Annotated in this window: 25 protein-coding genes and 1 pseudogene; 15 read left to right on the top strand and 11 right to left on the bottom strand. The window is 63.3% G+C overall.

The features are described from left to right. The first annotated feature begins 653 nt into the window (after positions 1 to 653). Positions 654 to 863 carry a hypothetical protein gene (locus tag G3N58_RS33940; RefSeq protein ID WP_240159104.1) on the top strand — a complete coding sequence of 70 codons (210 nt, stop codon included), beginning with the start codon at positions 654 to 656 and terminating at the stop codon, positions 861 to 863. Here the strand turns inward: G3N58_RS33940 and G3N58_RS01285 are convergent. The 4 genes and pseudogenes from G3N58_RS01285 to G3N58_RS01270 all read right to left on the bottom strand — a co-directional run. Beyond that, positions 844 to 1,065 (bottom strand): annotated as a pseudogene (locus G3N58_RS01285) (transposase); the annotation flags it as partial. The gene G3N58_RS33940 and the pseudogene G3N58_RS01285 overlap by 20 nt on opposite strands. 109 nt (positions 1,066 to 1,174) lie before the next feature. Continuing rightward, positions 1,175 to 2,476: an SUMF1/EgtB/PvdO family nonheme iron enzyme gene (locus tag G3N58_RS01280; RefSeq protein WP_205998296.1), complete on the bottom strand. Its 1,302-nt coding sequence runs from the start codon at positions 2,474 to 2,476 to the stop codon at positions 1,175 to 1,177. 225 nt (positions 2,477 to 2,701) lie between these two features. Further along, a complete protein-coding gene (gene fnr, locus G3N58_RS01275) occupies positions 2,702 to 3,496 on the bottom strand; it encodes a fumarate/nitrate reduction transcriptional regulator Fnr (RefSeq protein WP_167044906.1) in 795 nt (264 codons plus the stop codon). 236 nt (positions 3,497 to 3,732) lie between these two features. Then, positions 3,733 to 4,200, bottom strand: a complete 468-nt coding sequence (locus G3N58_RS01270; protein ID WP_167044732.1) for a universal stress protein — start codon at positions 4,198 to 4,200, stop codon at positions 3,733 to 3,735. Positions 4,201 to 4,498: 298 nt separating this feature from the next. Here G3N58_RS01270 and G3N58_RS01265 point away from each other — a divergent pair, with 298 nt between their 5' ends. Next, on the top strand, positions 4,499 to 5,188 hold the full coding sequence (locus G3N58_RS01265) for an FCD domain-containing protein (protein WP_167281918.1): 690 nt from the start codon (positions 4,499 to 4,501) through the stop codon (positions 5,186 to 5,188). Between the two features lie 229 nt (positions 5,189 to 5,417). On the opposite strand, the gene G3N58_RS01260 is transcribed toward G3N58_RS01265, so the two are convergent. Continuing rightward, positions 5,418 to 6,011 (bottom strand): acyl-homoserine-lactone synthase, encoded by a 594-nt coding sequence (locus tag G3N58_RS01260; protein ID WP_167044726.1) that lies wholly within the window; start codon positions 6,009 to 6,011, stop codon positions 5,418 to 5,420. Positions 6,012 to 6,165: 154 nt separating this feature from the next. On the opposite strand from G3N58_RS01260, the gene G3N58_RS01255 reads away from it, so the two are divergent. After that, positions 6,166 to 6,483: an XRE family transcriptional regulator gene (locus tag G3N58_RS01255; RefSeq protein WP_167044723.1), complete on the top strand. Its 318-nt coding sequence runs from the start codon at positions 6,166 to 6,168 to the stop codon at positions 6,481 to 6,483. Here the strand turns inward: G3N58_RS01255 and G3N58_RS01250 are convergent. Then, a complete protein-coding gene (locus G3N58_RS01250; protein ID WP_167044721.1) occupies positions 6,467 to 7,171 on the bottom strand; it encodes a LuxR family transcriptional regulator in 705 nt (234 codons plus the stop codon). The two genes, G3N58_RS01255 and G3N58_RS01250, sit on opposite strands and share 17 nt — an antisense overlap. A 558-nt stretch (positions 7,172 to 7,729) precedes the next feature. Here G3N58_RS01250 and G3N58_RS01245 point away from each other — a divergent pair. The 3 genes from G3N58_RS01245 (at position 7,730) to araD (ending at position 11,615) form a co-directional block, all read left to right on the top strand. Beyond that, on the top strand, positions 7,730 to 8,785 hold the full coding sequence (locus tag G3N58_RS01245; RefSeq protein WP_205998295.1) for a dihydrodipicolinate synthase family protein: 1,056 nt from the start codon (positions 7,730 to 7,732) through the stop codon (positions 8,783 to 8,785). Next, positions 8,782 to 9,726, top strand: a complete 945-nt coding sequence (locus G3N58_RS01240; protein WP_167044715.1) for an SMP-30/gluconolactonase/LRE family protein — start codon at positions 8,782 to 8,784, stop codon at positions 9,724 to 9,726. The genes G3N58_RS01245 and G3N58_RS01240 overlap by 4 nt, the downstream gene beginning before the upstream one ends. 128 nt (positions 9,727 to 9,854) lie before the next feature. Then, complete coding sequence (araD, locus tag G3N58_RS01235) at positions 9,855 to 11,615, top strand: L-arabinonate dehydratase (RefSeq protein ID WP_205988336.1); 1,761 nt, start codon at positions 9,855 to 9,857, stop codon at positions 11,613 to 11,615. Positions 11,616 to 11,795: 180 nt separating this feature from the next. Here the strand turns inward: araD and G3N58_RS01230 are convergent, their stop codons facing one another. Then, positions 11,796 to 12,248: a DUF3005 domain-containing protein gene (locus G3N58_RS01230; protein ID WP_167281923.1), complete on the bottom strand. Its 453-nt coding sequence runs from the start codon at positions 12,246 to 12,248 to the stop codon at positions 11,796 to 11,798. Positions 12,249 to 12,581: 333 nt separating this feature from the next. On the opposite strand from G3N58_RS01230, the gene G3N58_RS01225 reads away from it, so the two are divergent. Then, positions 12,582 to 12,815 carry a hypothetical protein gene (locus G3N58_RS01225; RefSeq protein WP_167044705.1) on the top strand — a complete coding sequence of 78 codons (234 nt, stop codon included), beginning with the start codon at positions 12,582 to 12,584 and terminating at the stop codon, positions 12,813 to 12,815. 106 nt (positions 12,816 to 12,921) lie between these two features. Further along, positions 12,922 to 13,848: a serine O-acetyltransferase EpsC gene (gene epsC, locus G3N58_RS01220; RefSeq protein ID WP_205998294.1), complete on the top strand. Its 927-nt coding sequence runs from the start codon at positions 12,922 to 12,924 to the stop codon at positions 13,846 to 13,848. 175 nt (positions 13,849 to 14,023) lie between these two features. Here epsC and G3N58_RS01215 read toward each other — a convergent pair whose 3' ends face one another. From G3N58_RS01215 to G3N58_RS01205, 3 genes are all read right to left on the bottom strand, one after another. After that, a complete protein-coding gene (locus tag G3N58_RS01215) occupies positions 14,024 to 14,536 on the bottom strand; it encodes a metal-dependent hydrolase (RefSeq protein ID WP_167044700.1) in 513 nt (170 codons plus the stop codon). A 159-nt stretch (positions 14,537 to 14,695) separates the two neighbouring features. Then, the gene (locus G3N58_RS01210; protein ID WP_167044699.1) at positions 14,696 to 15,049 is read right to left on the bottom strand and encodes a hypothetical protein; all 354 of its coding nucleotides are present in this window, start codon (positions 15,047 to 15,049) and stop codon (positions 14,696 to 14,698) included. Between the two features lie 406 nt (positions 15,050 to 15,455). Next, positions 15,456 to 16,607, bottom strand: a complete 1,152-nt coding sequence (locus G3N58_RS01205) for a porin (RefSeq protein ID WP_167044696.1) — start codon at positions 16,605 to 16,607, stop codon at positions 15,456 to 15,458. A 614-nt stretch (positions 16,608 to 17,221) separates the two neighbouring features. Between G3N58_RS01205 and G3N58_RS01200 the strand changes: the two genes are divergently transcribed. Then, a complete protein-coding gene (locus G3N58_RS01200; protein WP_205988337.1) occupies positions 17,222 to 17,770 on the top strand; it encodes a hypothetical protein in 549 nt (182 codons plus the stop codon). A gap of 8 nt (positions 17,771 to 17,778) precedes the next feature. Here G3N58_RS01200 and G3N58_RS01195 read toward each other — a convergent pair whose 3' ends face one another. Then, complete coding sequence (locus G3N58_RS01195) at positions 17,779 to 18,210, bottom strand: hypothetical protein (RefSeq protein ID WP_205988338.1); 432 nt, start codon at positions 18,208 to 18,210, stop codon at positions 17,779 to 17,781. Positions 18,211 to 18,459: 249 nt separating this feature from the next. Between G3N58_RS01195 and G3N58_RS01190 the strand changes: the two genes are divergently transcribed. From G3N58_RS01190 to ggt, 6 genes are all read left to right on the top strand, one after another. After that, complete coding sequence (locus G3N58_RS01190) at positions 18,460 to 19,161, top strand: CDP-alcohol phosphatidyltransferase family protein (protein WP_167044688.1); 702 nt, start codon at positions 18,460 to 18,462, stop codon at positions 19,159 to 19,161. After that, entirely contained in the window at positions 19,158 to 19,976 is an 819-nt protein-coding gene (locus G3N58_RS01185; RefSeq protein ID WP_167044685.1) for a 2OG-Fe(II) oxygenase family protein, read from the top strand. The genes G3N58_RS01190 and G3N58_RS01185 overlap by 4 nt, the downstream gene beginning before the upstream one ends. After that, positions 19,973 to 21,001: a lysylphosphatidylglycerol synthase domain-containing protein gene (locus G3N58_RS01180; RefSeq protein ID WP_205998293.1), complete on the top strand. Its 1,029-nt coding sequence runs from the start codon at positions 19,973 to 19,975 to the stop codon at positions 20,999 to 21,001. Before G3N58_RS01185 ends, G3N58_RS01180 begins: the two co-directional genes overlap by 4 nt. Before the next feature lie 27 nt (positions 21,002 to 21,028). Further along, a complete protein-coding gene (locus G3N58_RS01175; RefSeq protein ID WP_167044679.1) occupies positions 21,029 to 21,793 on the top strand; it encodes a phosphocholine cytidylyltransferase family protein in 765 nt (254 codons plus the stop codon). A 252-nt stretch (positions 21,794 to 22,045) separates the two neighbouring features. Then, positions 22,046 to 23,440, top strand: coding sequence for an MFS transporter (locus tag G3N58_RS01170; protein WP_205998292.1), 1,395 nt, complete (start codon positions 22,046 to 22,048; stop codon positions 23,438 to 23,440). Positions 23,441 to 23,790: 350 nt separating this feature from the next. Continuing rightward, positions 23,791 to 25,536, top strand: coding sequence for a gamma-glutamyltransferase (gene ggt, locus G3N58_RS01165; RefSeq protein WP_167281935.1), 1,746 nt, complete (start codon positions 23,791 to 23,793; stop codon positions 25,534 to 25,536). Positions 25,537 to 25,546 lie beyond the last annotated feature (10 nt).

Genomic DNA, 25,546 nt, shown 5'->3' with positions numbered 1-25,546 from the left:
AAAATGAAGCAAGAATCTCTTTTGGAGGCCATGCAATCGCCTGGGGGGCTGAGCTGCACGGTAGAATCCCCTGGTGATTGCTATGGATAACTTATCGGTCTTATGCCAGATTCCGCCAATGTGCGTGGGGCAGTGGAATTGCGAAGGGGTTGTCAGCTATTTGTGCCGGCTGGCCAAAGCACATGCGGTTGCCGTCGATGATCTCGTCAACCGTCGCCATGCTCGGGATACGATTTCCGGAGATGGAGGCACTTTTCCTGGTGGAATCGTAGTGCCGCCGTTTCCCTGTTTGCGCGCGGACGTACGGAAAGGCTCGAAACGGCTCTGGCGAGAGTAACAGGACTGTCCGCGGTCCGTTACCTTTCGCTTGCGGCGCTCGTGTCAGTGCTGGACCTGGCTGGGTGGCAGCCGATGGGCCGCGTCATTGTCCCGAATGTTTGCGCGAGAGATCGTATCCGGCGGCGTTGCGCCCGATTCTTTGGGATGTCAGTGTCGTTACCGTATGCCCGCGGCATGCGATGCGGCTCGCTCGTTCGACCTGTGGCAGTCCGCCAGCGCGTCGCCTTGGACTATGGTGGCGACGGCAGGTGCCCGGGGTGTGCGCCAGATGCGGCAGTCTGGGCCTGTCATGTGTAAGTATCGGGGTTGAGCGAGTGACCGATGACGAAATGTGGGTGGCCGCTCAGACCGGGGAGATGATTGCAGCTCTTTCCGGCGGCGAGCGGTTTTCGGCTGATCGCGTCCAACAGGGCGTTCTCGCAATGGCCACTCGCATCGGGGACGGGCGTCCCTATCGCGCGGCGGCCGTCTGCGGTTTCAGTAAAGCGCGTCTGTTCGACTGGGTTCCGCAACCAGCTTCTTGAGCCGCGCATTCTCGTCCTGGAACTGCCTGAGTACGCGGACCTGGTTCGACTCCAGGCCCGCGTACTGCTTTTTTCATCGCTAATACGTCTGCTCGGATATCCCCAGCTGCCGGATCAGGTCCGCCACCGGCATGCCCAGCTCAGCCTGCTTGAGCGCCGCCACGATCTGCTCCACCGGGTACTGTTTGCGTTTCGTCGCCAATCTCCCGTGTCATGGGGAAAATTGCTCCGAAACACTAACACTCATTTCTGTCCAGGATTCCTGCAGCAGATCAATAAAGCGATAGTCGATTTTCCGCGTCAACTATCGCTTAATCCGTCAAACCCCTCACACAGCGGAACCCCGCATAAACATACTGATAATGCGGCTGAAACCAGTTGCGGAATTCCGGCCGCAGCATGCATGCCGCGGTACGCGCCGAGCCGCCTTTGAGCACGTAATGCTGTCCGTCGAAGAAGTTGGCCGAATAGCCGGGATAGAACGGAAACGCTTCGAAGCCGGGCAGTGCGTCGAATAACGTCGAGGTCCACTCCCAGCCATTGCCGAACTGACCTTCGACGCCGAACGTGCTGACGTTGTCCGGATGCGCGTCGACGGGTTGCGGGTCCCAACTGCGGAAGTCGAAATTGCCCGATGCCGCCAGCGGCGCGCCATGCGCGGCGCGCTGCCATTGCGCTTCGGTCGGCAGCGTCTTGCCGGCCCAGCGCGCATAGGCGCTCGCTTCGGCGTGACTGACGTAGACGGGCCAATCGAGCGGCAGCGGCACCTCGTCGAACATCGTGCGCAGCGTCCATTCGCCATGGTCGCTTCGCGCCGCGCGTTGCGACCAGCCGGCCGGATGGTCGATGCGCTCGGCTTCGCGCCACGCCCAGTCACGTGGCGACCACCACTTCGGCTCGCGATAACCGCCGTCCTCGATGAACCCGAGGAACGCGCCGTTCGTCACCATATGGCGGTCGACCTCGAACGCGGGCACCTCGACCTGTCTTGCGCCGAACTCGTTGTCCCAGCCGAAGCGGCCGGCCTCGCGCGTCATGCCGAGCACGGCGGTCCCGGCCGGCACGCTCACCATCGACGACAACGCCCCGCGCCGCTCGGGACGCGTCGCCACGGCCTCACGCAATGCGGTGTCCTTCTGCGCGAGCGGCAACTGATGGAACATGTACGCGAGCGTTTCGGCATGCATCAGACGATGCTCGATCGCGACGTTGAGCAACTGCTCTGCTGCCTCGCCGCGAGCCACGTCGCCGAGGTTGTCGAGCGCGTTGTCGATTTGCCGCCGCGCGCGTACCGCGTACTCGCGCACCGTATCGAGCGAGGGCCAGTCGCTCGGCTCGTCGGTCGGATAGCCGCCGCCGACCGGATCGATGCCGAATGCGAAAAGCTGGTCGAGTTCCGGCGCAAACGCGGGCAGATCGAACAGACGCCGGTCGAACAGATTGCGATCGAAGGCTTCGAGGTGGCCGATATAAAACACGATGCGATGACGTTCGCGGATCGGCCGCTCATAGAGGTGTTCGGGTTTGACGACGGCAAAGAGGGCGTCGGTGATTCGACGCGCGTCGATCAGGCGTTGCACGAGCGGGTGATGCGGAGCAGGGTCGCGATTCATTCGCCGGGTCTCCTAAGGCGGTCGAGCAGAGTTAGCGCAAGGCGCTCACTCCTGTCCCGCGCGAGCGGCTTGCCACGGGGGACGGTCCAAAAACTCTATCCGCTCGCAGGGCCCGTGCCAAGGTGAAAAGTGCGCGAAAAGCGCACGAAAAGCTGCGAGGAATACCGCTGGAAAAAGACGGCATACGGGCCCGTAAGCCCTTTCACGAGCGGGCCGACAGACGGCTCAAACCTGCCGCAGTCCTTCGATATCGACGATGCGAATGTGCTTGCCCTGCGTGTCGATGAGACCTTGCTTTTGAAATCTTGACAGGGTGCGGCTGACGGTTTCGAGCGTCATGCCGAGATAGCTTCCCATGTCCTCGCGCGTCATGCGCAGATTGAATTCGGCCCACGAATAGCCGCGCTGCGCATTGCGTTGCGATACGTCGAGCAGGAACGCGGCGACGCGTTCGTCGGCGGACAGCGAGCCGAGCACCATCATCTGCGCCGCCTCGCTGACGATCTGCGCGCCGAGCAGCTTGTGCATGCGTTCCTGCATCGAACTGATCTCGCGGCACAGCAGCTTCAGCGCGCTGTACGGCACGATGCAGACGCTGCTGTCTTCGAGCGCGACGGCACTGCACGCATGCACGTCCGCGCTGATGCCGTCGAGCCCGAGCGCTTCGCCGGCAAGGCGCAAGCCCGTGACCTGCTCGCGGCCGTCGCGATGAACCATCACCGTTTTCATCGAGCCCGAGCGCACCGCGTAGATGCTGTCGAAGTGGTCGCCGCTGCGATAGAGCGCTTCGCCGCGCTGCACGGAACGCGCCGAGCAGATCAGCGTTTCGAGCTTCGACAGCTCTTCCGGCGACAAGCCCTGCGGCATGCAGAGCTGCCGCATCGAGCAACTCGAGCAGCGCGCGGCGGTGCGTGCGGCTGGGGTCCGGCGGCTGCCGCGCGCGGGCGGCGCGCCGGTGGTGCGATCGGCCGTGCCGGTGGCGCGGGGTAGGGAACGGCTAGCAGCGGAAGAGGTCGGCATGGTCTGCGCGCGGTAAGCGTAAGGGTGAATCGATTGTCCCATCCGTCTTTGCACGGGCCGGGTGGCAAAGTGACGCGTGGGCTGAGTGGGCATTCTGCGAAGCCTGCGCGTTCACTCCGGAGCGGGACGATGAGCCGCCGGGGATTGTGCCGGTGGGTTCTCTGCCGGCGGACACGGCGGCCCGGTTGCCGCCAGGCATCGCGTTGTATGCGGTGCCCGGCGCATGCTGCAACAACTCAGGCGGATTCCTTCCCGGTGCCCGCGGCGGACGGAATCAGCAGCACCGGCAGCGTAGCCTGACGCACGCAGCGCTCGGCGACGCTGCCGAGAATCAGCCGCTGGAAGCCGCGCCGGCCATGCGTGCCCATCACGAGCAGATCGGCGCCGAATTCTTCCGCGGCCTTCAGCACGATATCCGACACATCGCCGAGCGATGACGCCTCGGAAACCGCCGGCTCGCCTCGCACACCCTGGTCGGCCATGGCCTTCGAGAATTCCGCGCGAAGCTCCTGGCCTTCCTCGATCAGCCGGTTGCGCAGAATGGACGGATCGTAGCCGGGCGCCTCGAAATACATCGGCGTGTTTTCGACGACATAGAACGGCCGCAAAACCGCGCCATTGGATTTGGCCAGATCGAGCGCTGCTTCGAACGCACGGCGCGAGGTATTGCTGCCGTCGACCGCGACGAGAATGCGTGTGTACATATCGACTCCGCTTCTGAGAAATGCATTTGCCGCAACCGCTGTGCAACAAACGTTGCAGCGGCCGGGCTCCTCGGTCTTTTATACCAACGAAGCTTAGATGATTGCCGGAAAAGATGCACTCGACCAGGATGTAAATCAAACATTTGCCAAATTTCGCGGCTCAGTCGCTGTGCGACGAGCGTTGCGGCGGCAAGCGCGGGCGATCCCCGGGAAAATACAGGGCGCATAAGTTTTCTCAAGGCGTCACAGGGTTGGCCTTACAATCAGACCATATTCAGACAAGTAGCCCAGTCCGCTGATGAACGATCGTAAAACCAGGGGCTTGCCCGACCAGATTTACGGCGACATTCTCAATCGCATTCTCGAAGGCGAGTACAAGGAAGGCGAGAGATTGCCGACCGAGCATGCGCTCGCCGAGCGTTTCGCGACCTCGCGGCCGACGGTGCGCGAGGCGCTGGCGCGGCTGCGGGCGGACGGCATCATTACGACGCGGCATGGCTCGGGCACGACCGTCGCGCGGCGGCCCGATCCGGACGTGCGCCGCTTCGCGCCGCTCGAAACGCTGTCCGATATCCGCCGCTGCTACGAATTCCGCATCGTGACCGAGGCGGGCGCGGCCGCGCAGGCCGCGCTGAAGGCCGATGCCGAGGACATCGCGGCGATCGAGCAGGCGTGGGACGAACTGGAGCGCATCATCGAAGCCCAGGGGATCGGCGCGAAGGACGACTTCATGTTTCATGTGGCGGTCGCGCGCGCCTCGAAGAACCCGTTTTTCATCACGGTCATGTCGTTTATCGAGGAGCAGATCGTGTTCAGCATGAACCTGTCGCGCAATCTGTCGCTCGTGAAAACGGTGGAGCGGCAGCGGCTCGTGCAGGCCGAGCATATGGCCGTGCTCGATGCGATTCGCCGCAGGGACGCGGCTGCCGCCGAGGCGGCGATGCGCGCGCATCTCGAGAACGCTCTCGAACGGATGTTCGGTTCCTGAGTCGGCGCGCATGCCGCCGGATTGGGTGTCGCGGTGGTCAAGCCACAGCCGGGTTGTTGTCAGGCTGCGAATCGGTGCCACAAACCGGGCTTGGAGTCGGATCGAGAGTCGGGCTTGGAATCGGGCGGAGAGTCGGAGCCGTCGATCAGACGGCGATCAGGGCTGCAAACCGTGACCGTCAAACGGTGTCCATAAACCGGGCCGCGCTCGAATTCGCTTCAGCCGGCGATCAGGCTGCCGCCGCGACCGGTCCGAACAATGCGGTAAGGGTCTTTTCGCTCACTGCAACGTTGAGTGCCACGGCGCGCTCGACGCCGATCTGCATCGGCTCGCCGAGCCGGCTGATGTCGAGGCCGGCGCGGCGCAACATCCGTTCGATCGGTGTGGTTGTCACCGTGACGTAACGTGAGATGCCCATGCGCTGCGCGAAGCGCATGACTTCCTGGATCGCGCGGATCGTCATGTCCGTGAAGCCGAACGACTGTTCCTCGCCGCCGGTTTCGATCGCCCAGCGGCTCAATTCCCATATATGCCGGCCGACCGGCGCGGCCGCGCCGTGCAGCAGCTGCGGGAAGGTGTCCTTCAGCATATTGGGCCCTTCCGTCGGCATCAGGCGCCAACAGCCGCGCAACTGTTCGTTTTCTCCCTGAATCAGCATATAGTGCGGCCCGAGCGCATCGTAGCCGTCGATCTCCATGCCGGCGATGGTCGGGATTTCCCAGCCTAGCCGGCCGTGAAATACCCGGGCCCGCAGGCGGTACATCTCGTTGATGACCTCGTTGTCGAATTCCTGCCGCATTCCAATCCGGATCGTTGTCTGCATGACGTTCTCCTGAACGTGTTGGGGGTTACCAGTACGCAGGAAAACTTATGCATTTTGGGTCGTTCTGCCACCTACCTACCTGGATAGGTGTGGATGCTTATCGGGTCACGCAGAATTCGGACACGTATCCACACTCAACCTACAAGGCTCAAAAATGGAACTCCTCGATAGTCACTGGCAACCGCAAACCCATCTCCAGCCGCGCTCGGCGGACGTTTCCTCGGCAGTGGATCGCGTGCTGATCATTGCCTATCGCAAGAAGAAAAAGGAAAGCCAGCGCCGTTTCTGGGCTCGTTTCGGCGTCACGCAGTCGCGCGGCAGCCGCTTCGAGTCGGGCGCGGAGATTCCGGCACCGGTGTCGATTCTGCTGGGCCTGTATTTCATGAAGACGGTGTCCGACGCCGACCTCGGCCGCGCCGAACGCGTGATGTACAGCCGCGACGCCGCCGCGTTGCTCAACCCGGGTCAATAAGCCCGAGCTGCGCCGCAATCACGGCCGCCGCGCGCCGCGAATTCACACCGAATTTCGTCCTGATGTTCTTCATGTGGAAGTTCACCACGGCTTCCGAACAGTTCAGGATGTGGGATATCTCCCAGGTGGATTTGCCGCGCGCGGTCCATTTCAGGCATTCGCGCTCGCGCGGCGTGAGCTTGGGCAGCAACGTCTGGGCATGCGTATTCAGATGCCGCTGACTCGTGTCGATCACGAGATCGCGCAATAACACCAGGTTCGGCAGCACGGCGTTGAGATCGCGCCGGAATTCCTCGGATGGATTGCTGTCGTTGACGAAGCACATCATGCCGGCTTCCTGGTTCGGCCCATGAATCGGCAGCGACACACCGGAGCGCAGGCCGTACGAGCGAGCTTCCTCGTAAAGCGCCTGCTGCGCCGTGGTCGAGAAAAGGTCCGGCGTCCAGATCAGCGGCGCGACGCGCGACAGGCAATGCGCGACCGTCGGGTCGATATGAACCATTCCCGTATCGTCATACGTCTGCCGCCACGCGGGCGCGTAGGTGCTGCGCAGGTAGGCATCTTCCAGACGCATGGTGGGGCGCGGCAGCATGGCGATCAGAATCCTGTCGAAGCCCCACGTCTCGGCAAGGCCCGCGATCGCGCCGAACCATTCCGCCTCGTCGGCGGCGTCCAGTAGCGGAGCCATTTGCTCGATAAAATGTAGCGTCAATTTTGACTCTCTCAGGCTCGCAAACAACCTATTTGCGGTTAACGGCGGGCCGGTATTCCGCGTCCACCTGTTTTATCCACATAATCTAACACTAAAAGGTGAATTCTCGACGCGACGGAACCACAGCCATGAGACGGACAGTGCCCGTAGTGTCGCGAAAAAACATGCGTATTAAATTTTTAGACCATGCCGGGTTCATAGTCTATTGAAAATGCTCATTACGAAAAATAAAGAAATTTAATGCGTGTTATTGACAAAATTATTGCGGCTTCCTTTTGATTAATCGCAATTATCCAGCTTATTCGGGAGGCGGCTTAATTCGGCAGGGTTGCTGCTGTCCCGAAAAAGAGCCGCGATGACGCGCGAGGCGTCGCGCAGGCGCTATTGTCATACGAAATGGACAATTCGCACCTTGCCGTTGACATGGCTCGGACGGGAGACCGGCCTTGCTTCCGGCGGACCAGGTTGTTTGACATCGTCGCGATGCCGGTGCTACCGTCGAATCCCCCGTCCCGCCTGCCTGCGTGAACGATCATGAACGAAGCTCCGCTCCATGACAGCGAGTTCGCCGCGTCGGTGATGGCCGTGCCGCCGCTCGCGCGCCGCGCCGACTACACGCTCGACCCCGAACAGAATCTCGCGCTGATCCGCCATATCGAGGCCGGCGGTGTGCGTACGCTGCTGTACGGCGGCAACGCGAATCTCTATCACACCGCCGTCAGCGAATATCGTGAGCTGCTGGACCTGCTCGCCGATGCCGCGAGCCCCGCTACGCGCGTGATCCCGGCGATCGGCCCCGACTACGGCAAGATGCTCGATCAGGCGCGCATTCTCGCGCAAACGCGCTACCGGACCGCAATGGTGCTGCCGCCTGGCGGCTTCACGACCGCCGAGGGCGTCGAGACGGGACTCGCGCGGATCGCGGACACGGCGGCCATGCCGCTCACGGTCTACATCAAGAGCGAAAACTACGTGGACGTCGACGCGCTCGCGCGGCTCGTCGAGCGCGGTACGCTGTGCGCCATCAAATACGCGATCGTGCGCGACGATCCCGCGCACGATCCTTATCTGCAAAGGCTGCTGCGCAGCGTGCCGGCCGCGAAGATCATCTCGGGCATGGGCGAGCGGCCGGCGCTCGTGCATCTGCGCGAGTTCGGCCTTGCCGCATGGACCACCGGTTCCGGCTGCATCGCGCCGCGCATGGTGATGGCGCTGCTACAGGCGGCGCGTCATGAGTGTGGCAACGAACGGAGCAACGAGCGACGTCATGAGCGAAGCAGCGAGCGGAATAACGAACGAAGCAACGAACGAAGCAATGAACGCAGCAACGGCGGCGACCCCGCGCAACCTCTGTACGACGCGTTTCTGCCGCTCGAAACGCTGCGCGACGAAATCTCGTTGATCCGCGTGCTGCACGACGCGGTCACGTTGTCGGGCATCGCGAACATGGGGCCGCTTCTGCCGCTGCTCAGTTCGACGCCGCCCGGGCATCATACGAAGATCGCGCAGGCCGCGCACATGCTGCTTGCGCGCGAGCGCGAATTCGCGCACACCCACCCGAATCTTTCTCACACTCAGGTATCCGCATGACCGACAACAGCCGCCGCTATCCCGATGCTTCCATCCGCGTGTTCGACCCGCGCTTCAAGTCGCTGATTGTCACGGCCGCGTCGGTCGAGTGTCTGTATCAGGGCGCGCGCTGGTCGGAAGGGCCCGTGTGGTTCGGCGACGGCCGCTATCTGCTGTGGAGCGACATCCCCAACGACCGCATCCTGCGCTGGGACGAAACGACCGGCGCCGTCAGCACGTTCCGGCAATCGTCGAATAACGCGAACGGCCATACGCGCGACCGCGAGGGGCGTCTCGTCAGTTGCGAGCATCTGACGCGGCGCGTCACGCGTACCGAATACGACGGCTCGATCACCGTGCTCGCCGACCGCTATCAGGGCAAGCGTCTCAATTCGCCGAACGACGTGGTCGTGAAGTCCGATGGCTCGATCTGGTTCACCGATCCGACCTTCGGCATCGACAGCTTCTACGAAGGCGAAAAGCAGGCCTCGGAGTTGCCCGCGTGCGTGTATCGGATCGACGGCCAGTCGGGCGAAGTGTCGGTCGTCGCCGACGACGTGCTCGGCCCGAACGGCCTCGCGTTTTCGCCGGACGAGTCGCTGCTGTACGTGGTCGAATCGCGCGGCGAGCCGCGCAAGATCCGCGCGTTCGACGTCGACGCGAGCGGCAAGGGCGCGGCGCTGTCGAACAATCGCGTGCTGATTGACGCGGGTCCGGGTACGCCCGATGGTTTTCGCGTCGACGTGCACGGCAACCTGTGGTGCGGTTGGGGCATGGGCAACGACGAACTCGACGGCGTGCGTGTGTTCACCGCGCAAGGCGAGCCGCTCGGCCATATCGCGTTACCGGAGCGCTGCGCGAACGTATGCTTCGGCGGGCGGCATCGCAATCGCCTCTTCATGGCGGCGAGCCACGGCTTGTACTCGCTGTATGTGAATACGCAGGGCGTTCGCGGCGGTTGAGCGCGCGGCAATTCGCGAGCCCGATGCAGGCGTTTCGCGCGTAGCGGACGAGCGGCAAAAGAGGGAAGCGCGGAAAGCGCGGCGCCAAGGCGGAGACACCGAGGCATGACGAAATCCTGGAGCAGACGTTGACGAAAAGAAAATCCCCCGAGGAGTTGCGCAGCCATCGCTGGTATGGCGTGAACGATCTGCGCTCGTTCGGACATCGCTCGCGCACCGCGCAGATGGGCTACAACCGCGACGAATACGCGGGCAAACCGGTCATCGCGATTCTCAATACGTGGAGCGAGATCAACGCGTGCCATACGCATTTCAGGCAGCGCGTCGAGGAAGTGAAGCGCGGCATCTGGCAGGCCGGCGGCTTTCCGATGGAGCTGCCGGTGCAGACGCTCTCCGAGCCGTTCCAGAAGCCCACCACGATGCTGTACCGCAACTTCCTCGCGATGGAAGCCGAGGAGACGCTGCGCTCATATCCCGTCGACGGCGTCGTGCTGATGGGCGGCTGCGACAAGACCACGCCCGCGCTGCTGATGGGCGCGATCTCGATGGACCTGCCCGCGATCTTTCTTCCCGCCGGCCCGATGCTGCGCGGCAGCTGGAACGGCGTGACGCTCGGCTCGGGCTCCGACTCCTGGAAGTACTGGGCCGAGCTGCGCGCGGGCACGATCACGCCGGAGGACTGGCAGGGCGTCGAAGGCGGCATTGCGCGCTCGCCGGGCCACTGCATGACGATGGGCACTGCATCGACGATGACGAGCGCGGCCGAAGCGCTCGGCTTCACGCTGCCCGGCTTCGCCTCGATTCCGGCGCCCGATTCGCGTCACGCGCAAATGGCCGCGCACACCGGCATGCGCATCGTCGAGATGGTGTGGGAGGACCTGAAGCCCTCGGACCTGCTCACGGCCGGCTCGATCGATAACGCGGTGACCACCTGCGTCGCGCTGTCCGGCTCGACCAATGCGGTGGTCCATATGATCGCGGTGGCGCGGCGCGCGGGTATCGGGTTGACGCTCGATCGCTTCGACGAGATCGCGCGCCGCACGCCGGTGCTCGCGAATATCCGGCCGACCGGCGCCTATCTGATGGAAGACTTTTTCTATGCGGGCGGTTTGCGCGCGTTGCTTGCGGAACTCGGCGAACTGATCGATGGCTCGCAGAAAACGGTGAACGGCCGCACGCTCGGCGAGAACCTCGCCGACGCACGCATTTTCAACGACGACGTGATTCGCCGCCGCGCCAATCCGCTGCTGCGGGACAGCAGTCTCGCGGTGCTGCGCGGCAATCTCGCGCCCGACGGCGCCGTCATCAAGCCGGGCGCGGCCGAGCCGCATCTGCTCGTGCATACCGGGCGCGCGGTCGTGTTCAGCGACTACAACGACATGGCCGCGCGCATCGACGACGACGCGCTCGATATCGACGAGACCTGCGTGATCGTGCTGCAGCATGCGGGACCGGTCGGCGCGGGCATGCCCGAGTGGGGCCAGTTGCCGATTCCGCGCAAGCTGTTGCAAAAGGGCGTGCGCGACATGGTGCGTATTTCGGACGCGCGCATGAGCGGCACGAGCTATGGCGCGTGCGTGCTGCACGTGGCGCCGGAGTCGTTCGTCGGCGGGCCGCTCGCGCTCGTGCAGAGCGGCGATCTGATCGAACTCGACGTGCCGCGGCGCAAGCTCGACGTGCTCGTGTCCGACGACGAACTCGCGCGCCGCAAGGCCGCGTGGGTCAAGCCCGAGCCGCGTTTCGCGCGTGGCTACGGCGCGCTGCATCAGACCCATGTGTTGCAGGCCGACCGCGGCTGCGACTTCGATTTTCTGCAACGCGGCGGTGCGCAGGACCCCGCGGCCGGTGCCACCGGCGAGGGCCGCGCGGGCGAGCCGGAGATTCACTGAGGCGCGTGTCGATATGCCACGGATACGCCACGGATAGGCCACGCGATACCTGCGCCGCCTCCGCACGCGAAAGGCCAGGGCGCGAGATATTGAAACGCCGCGTGCTTGCCTGTTGATTGATTAAGCGGAATAAACGCGGCAATTCAAACGCGAGCCCGTGTTGCAATACGGGCTCGTCGCTTATTTCAGCCGGTGTAATTCGATCACGCGCGTGGGCCGCAAATGATTGAGCGCGTAATGAATGCGGCCACGCTCCTGACGTTGCCCGACGGGGCGTGGATCATCGTATTGATGGTCCGCCGAATAGGCGCCCTGCGGTGCGGTCATGCCCTTGTCGATGACCGCATAGCCCGGTTCGAGCGCAAGCAGCAGATGATTGCCGCCGGGCCGGCTGTCGAAGCCGGCCATGCCGTCGAGCGCCTCGGGCACGCTGTTCGCGAGCGTCGCATTGCTCGTGATGATCTCGTCCGGCGAGATCGGACTGTGGCCCGCGATGCGCGCGGCTTCGAGGTTCTTGCCGTCGGTGTCGACGGTGCTGTCGTGCGTGCGCTCGTTGTGCAGATCCGTCGATTTCGGGTCCTTCACAGCGGGTTTCGTGCCGGCGTTTTCCGGCCTGGTGATCGCGCTGTTCATCGTGCATTCTCCTGCAGAGGATAGGGTGGAAAGCAGCAAAAGCCGTTCCGGGTGACACGGCGCCTCGGCGCTGAACTCGCGATGCGCATGCCCTGTACTTTCATGCGACGGAGGTTGTCTCGCGCGATCGAATGGCGATGGCGTCCGTGATTCTTTTCGATTTTTTTAATGAACGCCTATTTTCTACAGAGTATGATCGTACTCCGGCGTGCCGTGTACGGTGGCACTGACGCCGCGTTCCGGCTGTTCCAGCATGGCCGGAAATAACTAACAACAAAATGGCCGCGCGACTGAATACATACATGTTACGGGGCTGTCATGGGCGGGTGACACATGCACTTCGATGCTGCATTTACACATCGCGGCTATCTGTTGAATTGCGAACCGGCACGCACGGGCGACGGAAGCTGGCAACCGTATGTGGTGATCTCGCGCTCGAGCGACGGCGAACTGGTCGCCAACCGTTTCTTTCCCATCGAACTCCGCTTTCCCGACGAAGCCGGCGCCATCGCGCATGCCCGCGACTGGGCGGTGCGCTGGATCGACGCGAGCAGCATGACGATCTGAATGGCGCGACCGCGCTGTGCAAGCCGTATCGCGCGGGCCGCGTTAAAACGCGGTAATCTTTGCGGATAACCACTTCGAACCGTGCTTGCCGCACGGCGCTGTCTTTATGTCCAACGTGCCCACCCAGAACTGGGGTCTCGAACAGATCGTCGCCGACCTGCGCGCCTCGCGCGAACAATTGCATCGCACGCGGCATCCGCTCGGCATTCGCGAACTGCCGTCGCGCGACGCGATCGTCAATATCGTGGCCGGCCTGCGCGCGGCGCTGTTTCCCACGCATTACGGCGCGCCCGATCTGACCGACGAAACCGTCGACTACTACGTCGGCCATACGCTCGAAAGCACCTTGCGTTTGCTTGCCGCGCAGATTCGCCGCGCGCTGCGCTTTCTGCCCGAGTTCGGCGAGACGCCGGACGCCGAGTTGCAGGAGCGCGCATTCGCCGTGGCGCGCGAATTCGCAACGCAATTACCGGGCATTCGTGCACTGCTCGTCAGCGACATTCAGGCAGCTTTTACCGGTGACCCCGCCGCACAGCACATCACCGAGATCCTGCTCTGCTATCCGGGCGTATGGGCGATGACGCATCACCGCCTCGCGCATGCGCTGCATCGGCTCGGTGTGCCGCTGCTCGCGCGCTTTATCAACGAGATCGCGCACTCGGCCACCGGCATCGATATTCATCCGGGCGCGACGATCGGGCCGAGCTTCTTTATCGACCACGGCACGGGCGTCGTGATCGGCGAGACCGCGATCATCGGCGAGCGCGTGCGCGTGTATCAGGCGGTGACGCTCGGCGCGAAGAGCTTCGCCGCCGATGAGAGCGGCGCGCTGGTCAAGGGCAACGCGCGGCATCCGATCGTCGAGGACGACGTCGTGATCTACGCGGGCGCGACGATCCTCGGACGCGTGACGATCGGGCGCGGCTCGGTGATTGGCGGCAACGTGTGGCTGACGCATAGCGTGCCGCCGGGCAGCAGCGTGTCGCAAGGCAAGGTGCGCGAAGGCGAGCGCGCTGACGAAGGGCGGCAGTGACGCGTGCGAGGTGGGGTGCGCGCGGTGGGGCGCGAAGTTTGCGCGACTCGCGGCGCGCGTGCCGTGCAGAGTGCGAAGAACGGCGAGTGCCGATGCACGATCGCGCGCGTGCGCATGTGCAGCACGGGGCATGACTTCCGCATGAGCCCCGCGTGAGCGGCCTGTAGCGACCCGCTCACCCCACCCGCCAATGCCGCAGCCACGGCAGCCCATGCGCGCCATGCAGCAGCACATGATCGCCGATCAACCACGCTGCGGCCCACGACGCCGCCACCACGATCAGATCGCAGTGCCCGCTATTCCATAGATTCAACGAATGCCGTCCGGCGATCCACGGTACGCCGAGCGGATTCGGCCAGTCGGCGAGCAGATGCATGAGCCCGCCACACGCGAAACCGAACGCCGGCGCGGCATAGAGCGAATGCCCGAGCGAGCGGTACGACAGCACGAGCAACGCGAGCCATGCGAGGCCCCAATGCGTGAGCGTGCGATGCGTGATCCACAGACGCCGCGCGCGCGACCACCATGCGACTTCGAGCCAGTCCGGCGCGGTGCCGCCGGCCACGCCGGCGATAAAACTCAGCAGCACGCCCGGATGAAGCAGGCCGCCGCTGCCGCGCGCGACGATCGCCGCCGCGATGACGCCCGCCGCAAAACCGGTTGCATGATGTGCCTTGCTGGATGCCATCGAAACTCGCGACACGAGCGCCGCGCTAAAAAACACAGGGCGGCTATGTTCGCAGATGAGCGCATAAAAAAATAGCCGATGCGCGAGATAAAAATTCGCGCATCGGCCTCGCGTTCACGCCGCTTATAACGCTGACGGCATGAGCGATCGATGCAAACCTCAGGTCGCGCAGCGCGCGATGTCGAAGCGCAGTTCCTCTTCGGGCGGATCGTTCGGCGCATTCGCGGGACGCATCACCTTGATGACAGTATTGCCGTTGAGCGGCGTCAGCGTAATGAAGTAGGAGTTGTTCGAATCCGCGCCGACCGCGAGTTCGGTGGAGTCGCCCGCCTGCGAGGTGCGCACGCGTGACAGACGATCCTGCAGGCAGGTGGCGATGGATGTAGCCGTGCGTGGCGACGACACATAGACGAGCGGCGCGGACGCATCGCGCGCGGGACCGCTCGACGAGCCGCAGGCGGCGAGAGTGGCGGTGATGGCAACAGCGGGGGCAAGCAGAAGAAGTCTTTTCATGATCCGATCGTCGGCGTTCCCGGTCGTGCATGGGAAGATGAGGCGCGGGCGAAGCGCGCTGCGGCGACGCGCAATGCAATGCTTCGCGACGAAGCCGCGATACACCGTCACGGCGGCGCGGCGGTGTATCGTGGCCGGGGCAGTATACCCACCGCACGCGGGCAGCGGCACTATGCGCGTTCGTTTGTCGATGCGCGCATGAGCGTGTTCAGCGCAACGACGGCGGATCGTAAGGCCCATGAAAAAACCCGCGGCGCGATCGTATCGCGCGCGGGCCGAAGCGCGGCTCGGGTGGATGAACCCGCGCCGCGCGTACTGCGTGGAAGATGGCAAGCGAAGCCGCAGTCACCGCGAGGCGCACGGCCCGGAAGCGGTACCTGCAAGCTGTGCTGCCTGGAGGCGTTGATTAGAAGCGGTGACGCAGACCGACGGCCGCCGCAACCTGATTGCCCGTCGACGACGGCGCGAGCGTGTTGATCGACGCGACGTTCGTGCCGAAGTTGCCGAGTTCGCCCGACGCATGCTGATACACGCCTTCGACATACACGTCGGTGCGGCGGCTCAGCGAGTAGTCGCCTTGCAGCGAGACCGTGTGCCACTTCGGATCGCCCGAGCCGTTCGAGCCCGTCATCTTGCCGTCGGTGAACGTGTACGAAGCCGCGAGGCTCAGTGCCGGCGTCAGCGAGTAACGGCCGTTCACTTCGTAGTTGTCCAGATGCAGGTTGGTGCCCGCGATGCCCGGCAGCGTCGCGCCGCCGACGTTCACGCCGGTGATGCCGTCGAGTTGCGTATGCGTATAGACAAAGCCCGCGGTGGCCGGGCCGTACGTATAGTTGATGCCCGCGCCGAACGTGCGTTGCAGTTCGGCCGCGACTGCCGCGGTGCCGTCGCCTTGCGACACGGCGCCGTTCAGGTTCGCGCTGCCCGAGTTGTTCAGTTGCAGATAGGCGGCTGCGAAGCTGAGCGGGCCGTTATCGTACGAAGCGCCCGCGCTCCATGCGCGATTGTTCGCGAATTCGCCGGCTGCATTGCTGAAGCCGTACAGGCCGCCGAACTTCAGGCCCGCATAGTTCGCGCTCGTGTACTTCACAGCATTCTTGATCGAGAACGAGCTGGCGAGATTGTCGTTGTCGAACGGGTGGGCCGCGAGATTGTTGCCGAAGCCCGCGCCCGCTTCGGACAGCGGCGCCAGATAGTCGCTCACCGAATCGTACTGACGGCCGAGCGTCAACGTGCCGAACTGGTCGCTCTTCAGGCCGACGAACGCCTGGCGATTGAACATCGTGCCGTTCTCTGCGTTCCGCCCGTTGTTCAGGTTGAAGCCGTTTTCCAACGTGAAGATCGCGTGCAGACCGCCGCCGAGGTCTTCGCTGCCGCGCAGGCCGAAGTACGTGTTCGACAGCGAGCTGCTGCCTTGCTGCCAGTTGGTGTGGCCGCCCTGGTTGTTCGAGTAGACGAGGCCCGCGTCGAGCGAGCCATATATCGTGACGCTGCTTTGTGCGTGTGCGGTGACGGCGAAGGTGCCGACCAGACCTGCGGCAATGAGGGTTCTTTTCATCTAGGGATCACTCCGGGATAGGGCATGGACAATCGGATTCCAGTGCGCTGACTGGCGATTCGTTACGAAGTGTAATTGCCGTTATGCGGATATTTAATTCCGCGTACTACAACAATTAATTCTCAAATTAGAGATAGTGAGAATTGATCGCCTAAGTACAGGCTGGCAAAAGAAAAATAATCTTTGCAATTAATGGGCAGAGGGCTTGTCAAGCCACTTGACGTTGTCCGGCAGCGACGGCTTACGGCCTGTCAGGCAGACTGGAGCGCGCCGCGCACCGACTTCATGACGGGAGATTCGCACTGTTTTTTGCAATGCAGTCTTCCGGTGGTGACGTTAAATCGTCAGAGCCGGCCACTTATAATCGTGAAAGACCCCTATGACCAAGGGTGTCTTTTTCATTTTTACACGCGGCCTTCGGGTCGCGTTTTTTTATGGATTTTTAAATCAGGTTTATACATTGCCGCGCGCCGACCGGAATACGTTATTCCGGTCGGCGCGCGGCGCGGCAGGGCTTGTCCGTTCGTCAGAGTCGGCGGGGCGGCGTGGGCGGGGCGGGTAGAATCGCGGGTTCGATATGTTTTTCGCCCCTCGCGAACGTGAGTGAACCTGTAATGACCGACACGCCCCTTTCCTCGTCCGATGCGGATGCCGATCCGAATGCCGATGCCCGCGTGGAAGATTCGTCCGGGCTCGACGACAGCGTGCACGAAGAGCGTCTGTGGCGCGATAACGGCTGGACCGCGCGCATCATCAAGAATGAAGACGACGAAGGCTGGGCCGTCGAAATGATCAAGGACGGCGAAGCGGAGCCCGCGCTCGTCGGACCCTGGACGATGGGCCGCAACAAGAAGGACCCGAAGCCGCTCGACGTTTCGGCGTTCAACACGCTCGTGAAAACCGCCTCGGAAGTGCTGCGCCGTCATGAACAGCAATTGCGCGCGCAACTGCATAAGGCGGTGCGCGTGCCGAGCGCGGACGGCAACGACGAACTCGACATCACGCTCGACATCGTTCCCGACGAAGACGAGCCGTATGCCTTGCTGAGCGCGCTCGATCCCTTCGGCGAGCAGCTCGCGCAAGTGCAGGTCGCGCCCAACTTCAAGCTCAACAAGGCGAGCGCCGCGGCGTGGGTCGAAAACGGCTTTCGCCGGCCGAACTAGACCACCTGTCAGTTCCGCTTGCAGAAAATCGCGGTGATGAACGGCGCGACGTGGTGCACGATCGCCGTGCTGCCGGCATCCGCCAGTGCGCTTTTCACCTTGTCTTCGCTGGCGAACACGACCGCGCCATACGCCGACTGCGCAAGCGGTTCGCCGTCGCCGGTACGGAATATCGGATCGTCCTTTTCGAATCCCACCACCGCGAAGACGCGAAAGCCGAACGCGGTCAGATCGGCATGGGGTACCGGCGAAAACGCGTTGATCGAATTGCTTTCGACATGCGTCGGCTTCGGGTTGATCAGTTGCTGCCCGATCAGATCGGCAATGAACTGATGGCCGCTTTCGTTGCAGGCGAGCGGCGCGTCGAGCGCAACGGCCAGCGCGGGCAGCGGCAGCGCGGCGGCCGCGCTGAACAGCAGGGTGGCAAGAAAACGGTTCATGAGGGTCATGAGCTTGAGCGGCAATCCGGGTTCGCTGTCGTGGTTTTGCAACGGCCGATGGCCTCGCGCGCAGGCCCGCGAGGCCTTGTGTATCAAGGTGATCGGGCGTGACAGGCGCAACAGGATTCGCACTTTATCGCGATTCGGTGAATCCCGCTGCGTGACCGACACACCCCTGTCATCGTCGGATCGAAGAGAAACGTACGGGAAGAAAGCAATCTTTTGTGAACCCGTATATATTTGCAGGTTATGACTTCGAAAGCTCCGCCTCCATTAAACGTTCCAGCGCCCCGCACATGGGACGCCCGGCTCGCACGCCGGCTCGTGACACCGCTAGTCGATACCTGGGTCACTCCTAATCACCTGACCACGCTGCGCCTTCTGATCGGCGTGGCGGGCGCGCTGTGTCTCGCCCGCGGCGGTTTTTCGTCGGCCAATGCGGGCGCATTGCTGATTGTGCTCTCCAATTTTGTCGATCATACGGATGGCGAGCTTGCGCGTATTGGCGGCAAGTCGAGCCGTATCGGTCATTTTTACGATCTTGCCTGCGACGCGCTTGTCACCGTGATGCTGTTCGTCGGCATGGGCATCGGTGTCGGCGGCACGCAGATCGGCGGCCTGAAACTCGCGCCCGGCGTGCTGGGCGCGGTAGCCGGCATTGCGGTCGCGCTGATCTTCTTCCTGCGCATGCGCATCGAGGAAATGGCCGGCAAGGCCGGCACGAAGCAGGCGTCGGTGGGCGGCTTTGAAACCGAAGACGTGCTGTACCTGCTACCTATCGTCACGCTGACGAACGTCGTGACGCCGTTCGTCGTGGTGGCGTCGATCGGCGCGCCGCTGTTCGCCGTCTGGGTCGTGATCGATTATGTGCGCGTGTCGCGCCGCAGCGCCCGGCTGGCAGCCGGCGCCGCCAAAGCCTCCGAAACCAGTCAACTTTGGGCCAGCAAATGAGTATCCACGCCGAAGACGACGTGATCGCATCCCCCGTGGCAACCGCCTCTGTCGCAGCATCTGCCGCGCCCGCACCGGACGCGGACCGCGCGGTCGCAAGCCGCACCCGCACGTTCGACAATCCGCGTCTGCGCAAAGACTTCGCGGCACAGGGTGCGTTTCTTTATCTGGACGACTTTCTCGCGCCGGAAGCCACCGCGCAGCTGGTTCACAGCGCGCGCGCCCTGCTCGATAACGTGAACCGCAGCTATCTGCCGGGTCACAAGCAGGGCGGCAGCGTGAGCCGCCATATGATCGACCGTCTTGCGCCGTTTATCGCCGAACTGTATCGCTCGAAAGAGCTGATCGGCTGGCTCGAGCAGGTGAGCGGCGACAAGCTGCAGGTTTCTCCCGCCGACGATCCACACGCCTACGCGCTCTATTACTACACGCGGCCGGGCGACCATATCGGCTGGCATTACGATACTTCGTACTACGACGGACGCCGTTACACGCTGCTGCTCGGCGTGATCGACGAATCGTCGTGCCGGCTCGAATACGAGCTGCACACGCGCAATCCCGACGTGCCCGACGTGCCTGGCGCGGTGCAGATTCCGCCGGGCGGCCTCGTGTTTTTCGACGGCGACAAGCTGCGCCACCGCATCACGCCGGCCGGCGCCGAAGAAATGCGCGTGTCGCTTACGTTCGAATATGTCACGGACCCCAACATGCGGCCGTGGCGCCGTTTCGTCTCGAACATGAAAGACGCGATTGCGTACTTCGGTTTCCGCCAGGTGTTCCGTCAGATGGTCTCGCGGGGCAAGGGCGCTGCATGAGTCGCGTGGCGCTGCTTCTGCTGTCGATCGGCACGGCGCTGTTCGTCGGCCTGCTCGCGTGGCAGGGCTTCGGCTCGGTGGCTTCGACCTTGCTGGCGGCCGGCTGGGGGCTCGTGGTCGTCGCGGCGTTCCATCTCGTGCCGCTCGTGCTCGATGCCGGCGCGATCTCGGTGCTGCTTCGGCGCAGCGGCGCCGCGCGCGAGAACACCGCTTACGATCTCTCGCTGCGCGATGCGCTGTTCGCACGCTGGATCGGCGAATCGGTCAATAGCCTGCTGCCGGCCGGGCAGATCGGCGGTCCGGTCGTGATGGTGCGGCAGCTGTCGCAGCGCGGCATGCTGCTGCGCGACGCGGCCGCCGCGATCACCGTCAGCACGACCTGGCAGGCGCTCGCACAAATCGTTTTCGCGCTCGGCGGCCTAGCGTTGTTCGGCGCATATGCCGCGCACGGCGCGCTGCACGACCTGCGCATGGCCACGCTGATCGCCACGGCCGTGCTCGGCGCGCTGATCGCCGGTTTCTACTATGCGCAGCGGCGCGGCCTGTTCGGCCGGCTGCTCGGCATGGTGTCGAAGGTGTTCGGCAAGCGCGACTGGTCCTCGCTGATGACGCGCGCCGAAGCCGTCGACGCCGCCGTGCAGTCGCTCTATCGCGAGCGCGGCCGGGTGACGGCGAGCTTTGCGCTGAGCCTGGTCGGCTGGGTTGTCGGTACGGTCGAGGTATGGCTCGCGCTGCGTTTTCTCGGCCATCCGGTCGGCTGGATCGATGCGCTGCTGCTCGAAAGCATCGGCCAGGCGATTCGCGGCGCGGCCTTTATGATTCCGGGCTCGCTCGGCGTGCAGGAAGGGGGGTATCTGCTGCTCGCGCCGCTCGTTGGCCTGCCGCCCGACGCGGCGCTGGCGCTTTCGCTCGCCAAGCGCGCGCGTGAAATCCTGCTCGGCTTGCCGGGTCTGCTGGTTTTGCACTTCAGCGAAAGAAGCTGGCAACGGCGGCGCGCCACGCGGCGCGTGCCGGTTGCCGATTGATCTCCGTATTTTTTCAAAGGACCGCGCATGCGCGCCATCATTCTCGCCGCAGGCCTCGGCCTGCGTCTTCAGCAGCCGCCACAGGCCCAGTTTCCGAAGTGCCTGCTGCAGTTCGACGGCATGAGCCTGCTCGAGCGGCATCTGCAAATGCTCGAAACCGCCGGGGTGACCGACGTCGTGCTGGCGCTCGGCTTTCAACCGGAATCGGTGCAGGCGGAACTCGCGCGCATCGGCTGGCCGCATCGGGTCGAGACCGTGCTGAACCCGCGCTTCGATCTCGGCAGCGTGCTGACCGTGCATACCGTGGCCGATGCGCTGACGCGCGGTGGCGACGTGCTGCTGATGGACGCCGACGTGCTCTACGACGAACGCATCCTGAGCGCGCTGGTGGCCGGTGAATCGGTCAACCGTCTGTTGATCGACCGCGATTTCGAGGCGGGCGACGAGCCCGTCAAGCTGTGTCTGAAAGACGGCGTGCCGGTCGAATTGCGCAAGCAGCTGGCGGTCAATCTCGAGTACGACACGATCGGCGAATCGGTCGGCTTCTTCCGCTTCCGCGAAGAAACCGCGCGCCGCTTTACGCAGATTGTGGCGGGTTATATCGACAGCGGCCGCGCCAACATGCCTCACGAAGAAGCGGTGCGCGACCTGCTGCTCGAACGCAGCCAGGTGTTCGATACCGCCGACGTGACCGGCGCGCCGTGGATCGAAATCGACTTCCCGAACGACGTCGCGCGCGCGGCCAACGAGATCCTCCCGCAGTTGCAGCCGCTCGTTAGCGCGTCGCGCTAAGCCGTAGCGGGGAACCGGGAGCGGGGCATTGGACGGGACACGCGGCGCGTTCCGCCGCCGCCCCGCATCCCACGCGGTAGCCCTTAACTGTCTAATCTCGACACGGAGACACCGAGCCCGGTGCAATACCGGCACGGCGTCGTCCGCACCGCTGTGCGTGGCGAAAATTCCTTCGCACAACAACATGGGTTGCCGCCGCGATGCCATAATCGCTGCTTTAAATCGTCGGCCTAGCCGCCTGCCGCCACGCCCATGCTGCTCGCCTTAGGCCCCTTCATCGTTCCGCTGATCGTTGCGTGCGCGATGTTCATGGAAAACGTGGACGGCACGGTCATTGTGACGTCGCTGCCGGTTCTGGCGCGCGACCTCGGCCACGATCCCATCACCCTGAAGCTTGCGGTCACCTCGTATGTAATCGGGCTGGGCGTCTTTATTCCGATCTGCGGCTGGGTGGCCGACCGCTTCGGTTCGCGTACCGTGTTCCGCACGGCCATCGGTATCTTTATCACCGGCTCGCTGCTGTGCGCGGTCTCCACCTCGCTCGATACCTTCGTTGCCGCGCGCTTCGTGCAGGGCATTGGCGGCGCGCTGATGGTTCCGGTGGGGCGCATCATTATTTTCCGTTCGCTGCCGAAGTCCGAGTTTATTCGCGCGATGAACTATCTGGCGGTGCCGGCGCTGCTCGGGCCGGTAGTGGGGCCGCCGCTCGGCGGCTTTATCACGACGTATCTGCATTGGCGGCTGATCTTCGTCATCAACGTGCCGATCGGTCTGCTCGGCATCTGGCTGACCAACAAATACATCGAGAATACGCACGAGCCGCATCCCGGACGGCTCGACTGGATCGGTTTCGTGCTGTCGGCGAGCGGCGCGTCGCTGTTTATGCTCGGGCTTTCGCTCGTGGGCGGCGAACTCGTCTCGGGTAGCGCATCGTTCGGCATGTGCATGACCGGTATCGCGCTGCTGCTGGCCTATGTGCTGTACGCGGGCCGTGTCGAGTTGCCGGTGCTCGATCTGCGCCTGCTGCGCATTCCGAGCTTTCATGCGAGCGTGATCGGCGGTTCGCTGTTTCGTATCGGCTTGGGCGCCGTGCCGTTTCTATTGCCGCTCGCGTTGCAGGAAGGGCTTGGCATGACCGCGTTCAGAGCCGGTGCGATCACGTGCGCGTCCGCGTTCGGCTCGATCTTTATGAAGACGCTAGCGACGCGCATTCTCGGGCACTACGGCTTTCGTACCGTGCTGATGGTCAATGCCGCCTGCGCGGGTGTTGCGATCGCCGTATATGGGCTGTTCTTTCCGGGTACGCCGCACTGGCTGATCTGGTGCATCGTGCTGGTGGGCGGCTTTTTTCCGTCGCTGCAATTTACGTCGCTCAATACGCTCGCCTATGCGGATATTCCGGGCAGCGATATCGGCCGCGCCACGAGCGTGGCGAGCGTGATCCAGCAGATGTCGCTCGGGCTCGGCGTGACGATCTCGGGTATCGTGCTGCAGATTTCGCATTACGTGCAGGGCCATCCCAAGATCGTGTTCTCCGATTTCTGGCCGGCGTTTGTGGTTGTCGGCCTGTTCTCGTTCCTGTCGATTCCGATTACGGCGCGTCTTCCGCACGATGCGGGCGACGAAATTGCTCGCGGGAGCGCATGAGCGTGTGAGCACAATTCGCGGCGCTTGTAGTGCGCGCTTGCTCTATTTGTGCCGATCGTTTTACGCCTCGCGTTCGCGGCATCGGCTGCGCCGTTTTACCGTTCCCCAGCTTCGATTGCTTTGCTTCTACCCAGCCGATTCGCACTTCGCCAGTGCCAGTGCGATTGCGGCGGCACGTATCAAGCCACGTTCATCCCATTGCGCTTGAGTGCCTTTTTCAAGGCTTTTTATGCGGCAGTACGCCGAGGCATACGGCATATAGCGGTTTAGCAAAACCTTGCTGCGCATGTTATAAGCCCAAGGTAGCCCGATTCGTCATACGGATAAAACCGTCGTTTACGGAGATCGCAATGAAGTCGTTTCGCAGCGCCAAAGCTTCGCTTAGCGTTTCGGCCAGCGGTTTTGCGCTGGTTACGCTTCTGTCTGTTGCCACTGGTTTTCTCGAAGCGACGCCCGCGCTTGCCAAGGCGCCCGCGACAACGCAGCCCGCCGTGCTGAGCGGCTCGGCGATTGCCGTGCCCGATAACTACAGCGCCGATGCCGCCGAGCAGATTTTCAGGCAAGGCGGTAATGCGGTCGACGCGGCCGTTGCGATCGCCTTTACGCTTGCGGTCACGTTTCCGGATGCGGGCAATATCGGCGGCGGCGGTTTTATGACGTTGTATATGGACGGCAAGCCTTACTTTCTCGACTATCGCGAGCGCGCGCCGCTTGCCGCGACCACAAACATGTATCTCGACGACAAGGGCGAGGTCATCAAGGATATGAGCCTTATCGGCTATCGCGCGGTGGGCGTGCCCGGCACCGTCGAAGGCATGTGGGAAGCGCAGCGCCGCTTCGGCAAGCTCCAGTGGAAGCAGGTGCTTGCGCCGGCCATTCACTATGCGCGCGACGGCTTCGAAGTCAGCCAGCCACTACAGCAGCGGCGCGACGAAGCGGAGAAAAACTTCGCGGGCAAGACCAATTTCGATACGTATTTCGGCGGTTTGAAACAGGGCGCCCACTTCAGGCAGCCCGATCTGGCCGCGGTGTTGCAGCGTATTGCCGATCAGGGCGCGAAGGATTTCTATTCGGGCAAGACCGCCGATCTGATCGCAGCCTCGATGCGCGGTCACGGTCTGATTACGAAGGCCGATCTCGAACAATACAAGGCCGTATGGCGTGAGCCGGTGCAGGCCGATTGGAACGGCTATCGTGTGATTACCGCGCCGCCGCCGAGTTCGGGCGGCGTCGGTCTCGTGCAGCTGTTGAAGATGAAGGCCGATCTCGCGCCCGACTTCAAGGGCGTGCCGCTCAATTCCGCGCAGTATGTGCATCTGATCGCGGAGATCGAGAAGCGCGTGTTTGCGGATCGCGCGCAGTATCTCGGCGATCCCGACTTCTATCAGGTGCCGGTCGCGCAGTTGATCGACGATGCGTATCTCGCGAAGCGTGCGGCCGAGGTCAATCCCGTTACGCCTTCGGATACGGCGAGCATTCAGCCGGGCCTCGGCACGTCGATGCCGGAGAAGTCCGAGACCACGCACTATTCGGTGGTCGACAAATGGGGCAATGCGGTTTCGAATACGTATACGCTCAACGGCGCGTTTGGCTCGGGTGTCGTGGTGGATCGCGCCGGTATCGCGCTCAACGACGAGATGGACGACTTTTCCTCGAAGCCCGGCGTCGCGAATGCATTTGGCGTGGTGGGCGCCGATGCGAATGCGATCGAGCCGAAAAAGCGGCCGCTATCGTCGATGGACCCGACGATCCTGACGAAAGACGGCAAGGTCGCGCTCGTCATCGGCACGCCGGGTGGCTCGCGTATCTTTACGTCGATCTTCCAGGTCATCAACAATATCTACGATTACGATATGCCGCTGCCCGATGCGGTTGCCGCGATGCGTTTCCATCATCAGCTCTTGCCGGCAAATACGATTTTCTGGGAGCCGTATAAGCCGATCGAGGGCGAACTCGCGAAGCAGATCGAAGCGAAGGGCTATACGCTGGAAGGACAGGATTTTGTCGGCGATATTCAGGTGATCCAGGTCAATGGCAATAGGCCGGAAGCGGCGACTGATCCGCGCGGGCGAGGGGTGGCGCGGGTGGTTCAGTAGAGGGTGTTGG

It is taken from the genome of Paraburkholderia sp. Ac-20342, from assembly GCF_017104985.1.
In the GTDB taxonomy this organism is placed as follows: Bacteria; Pseudomonadota; Gammaproteobacteria; order Burkholderiales; family Burkholderiaceae; genus Paraburkholderia.
This window is presented reverse-complemented; position numbering and strand designations above follow the sequence as displayed.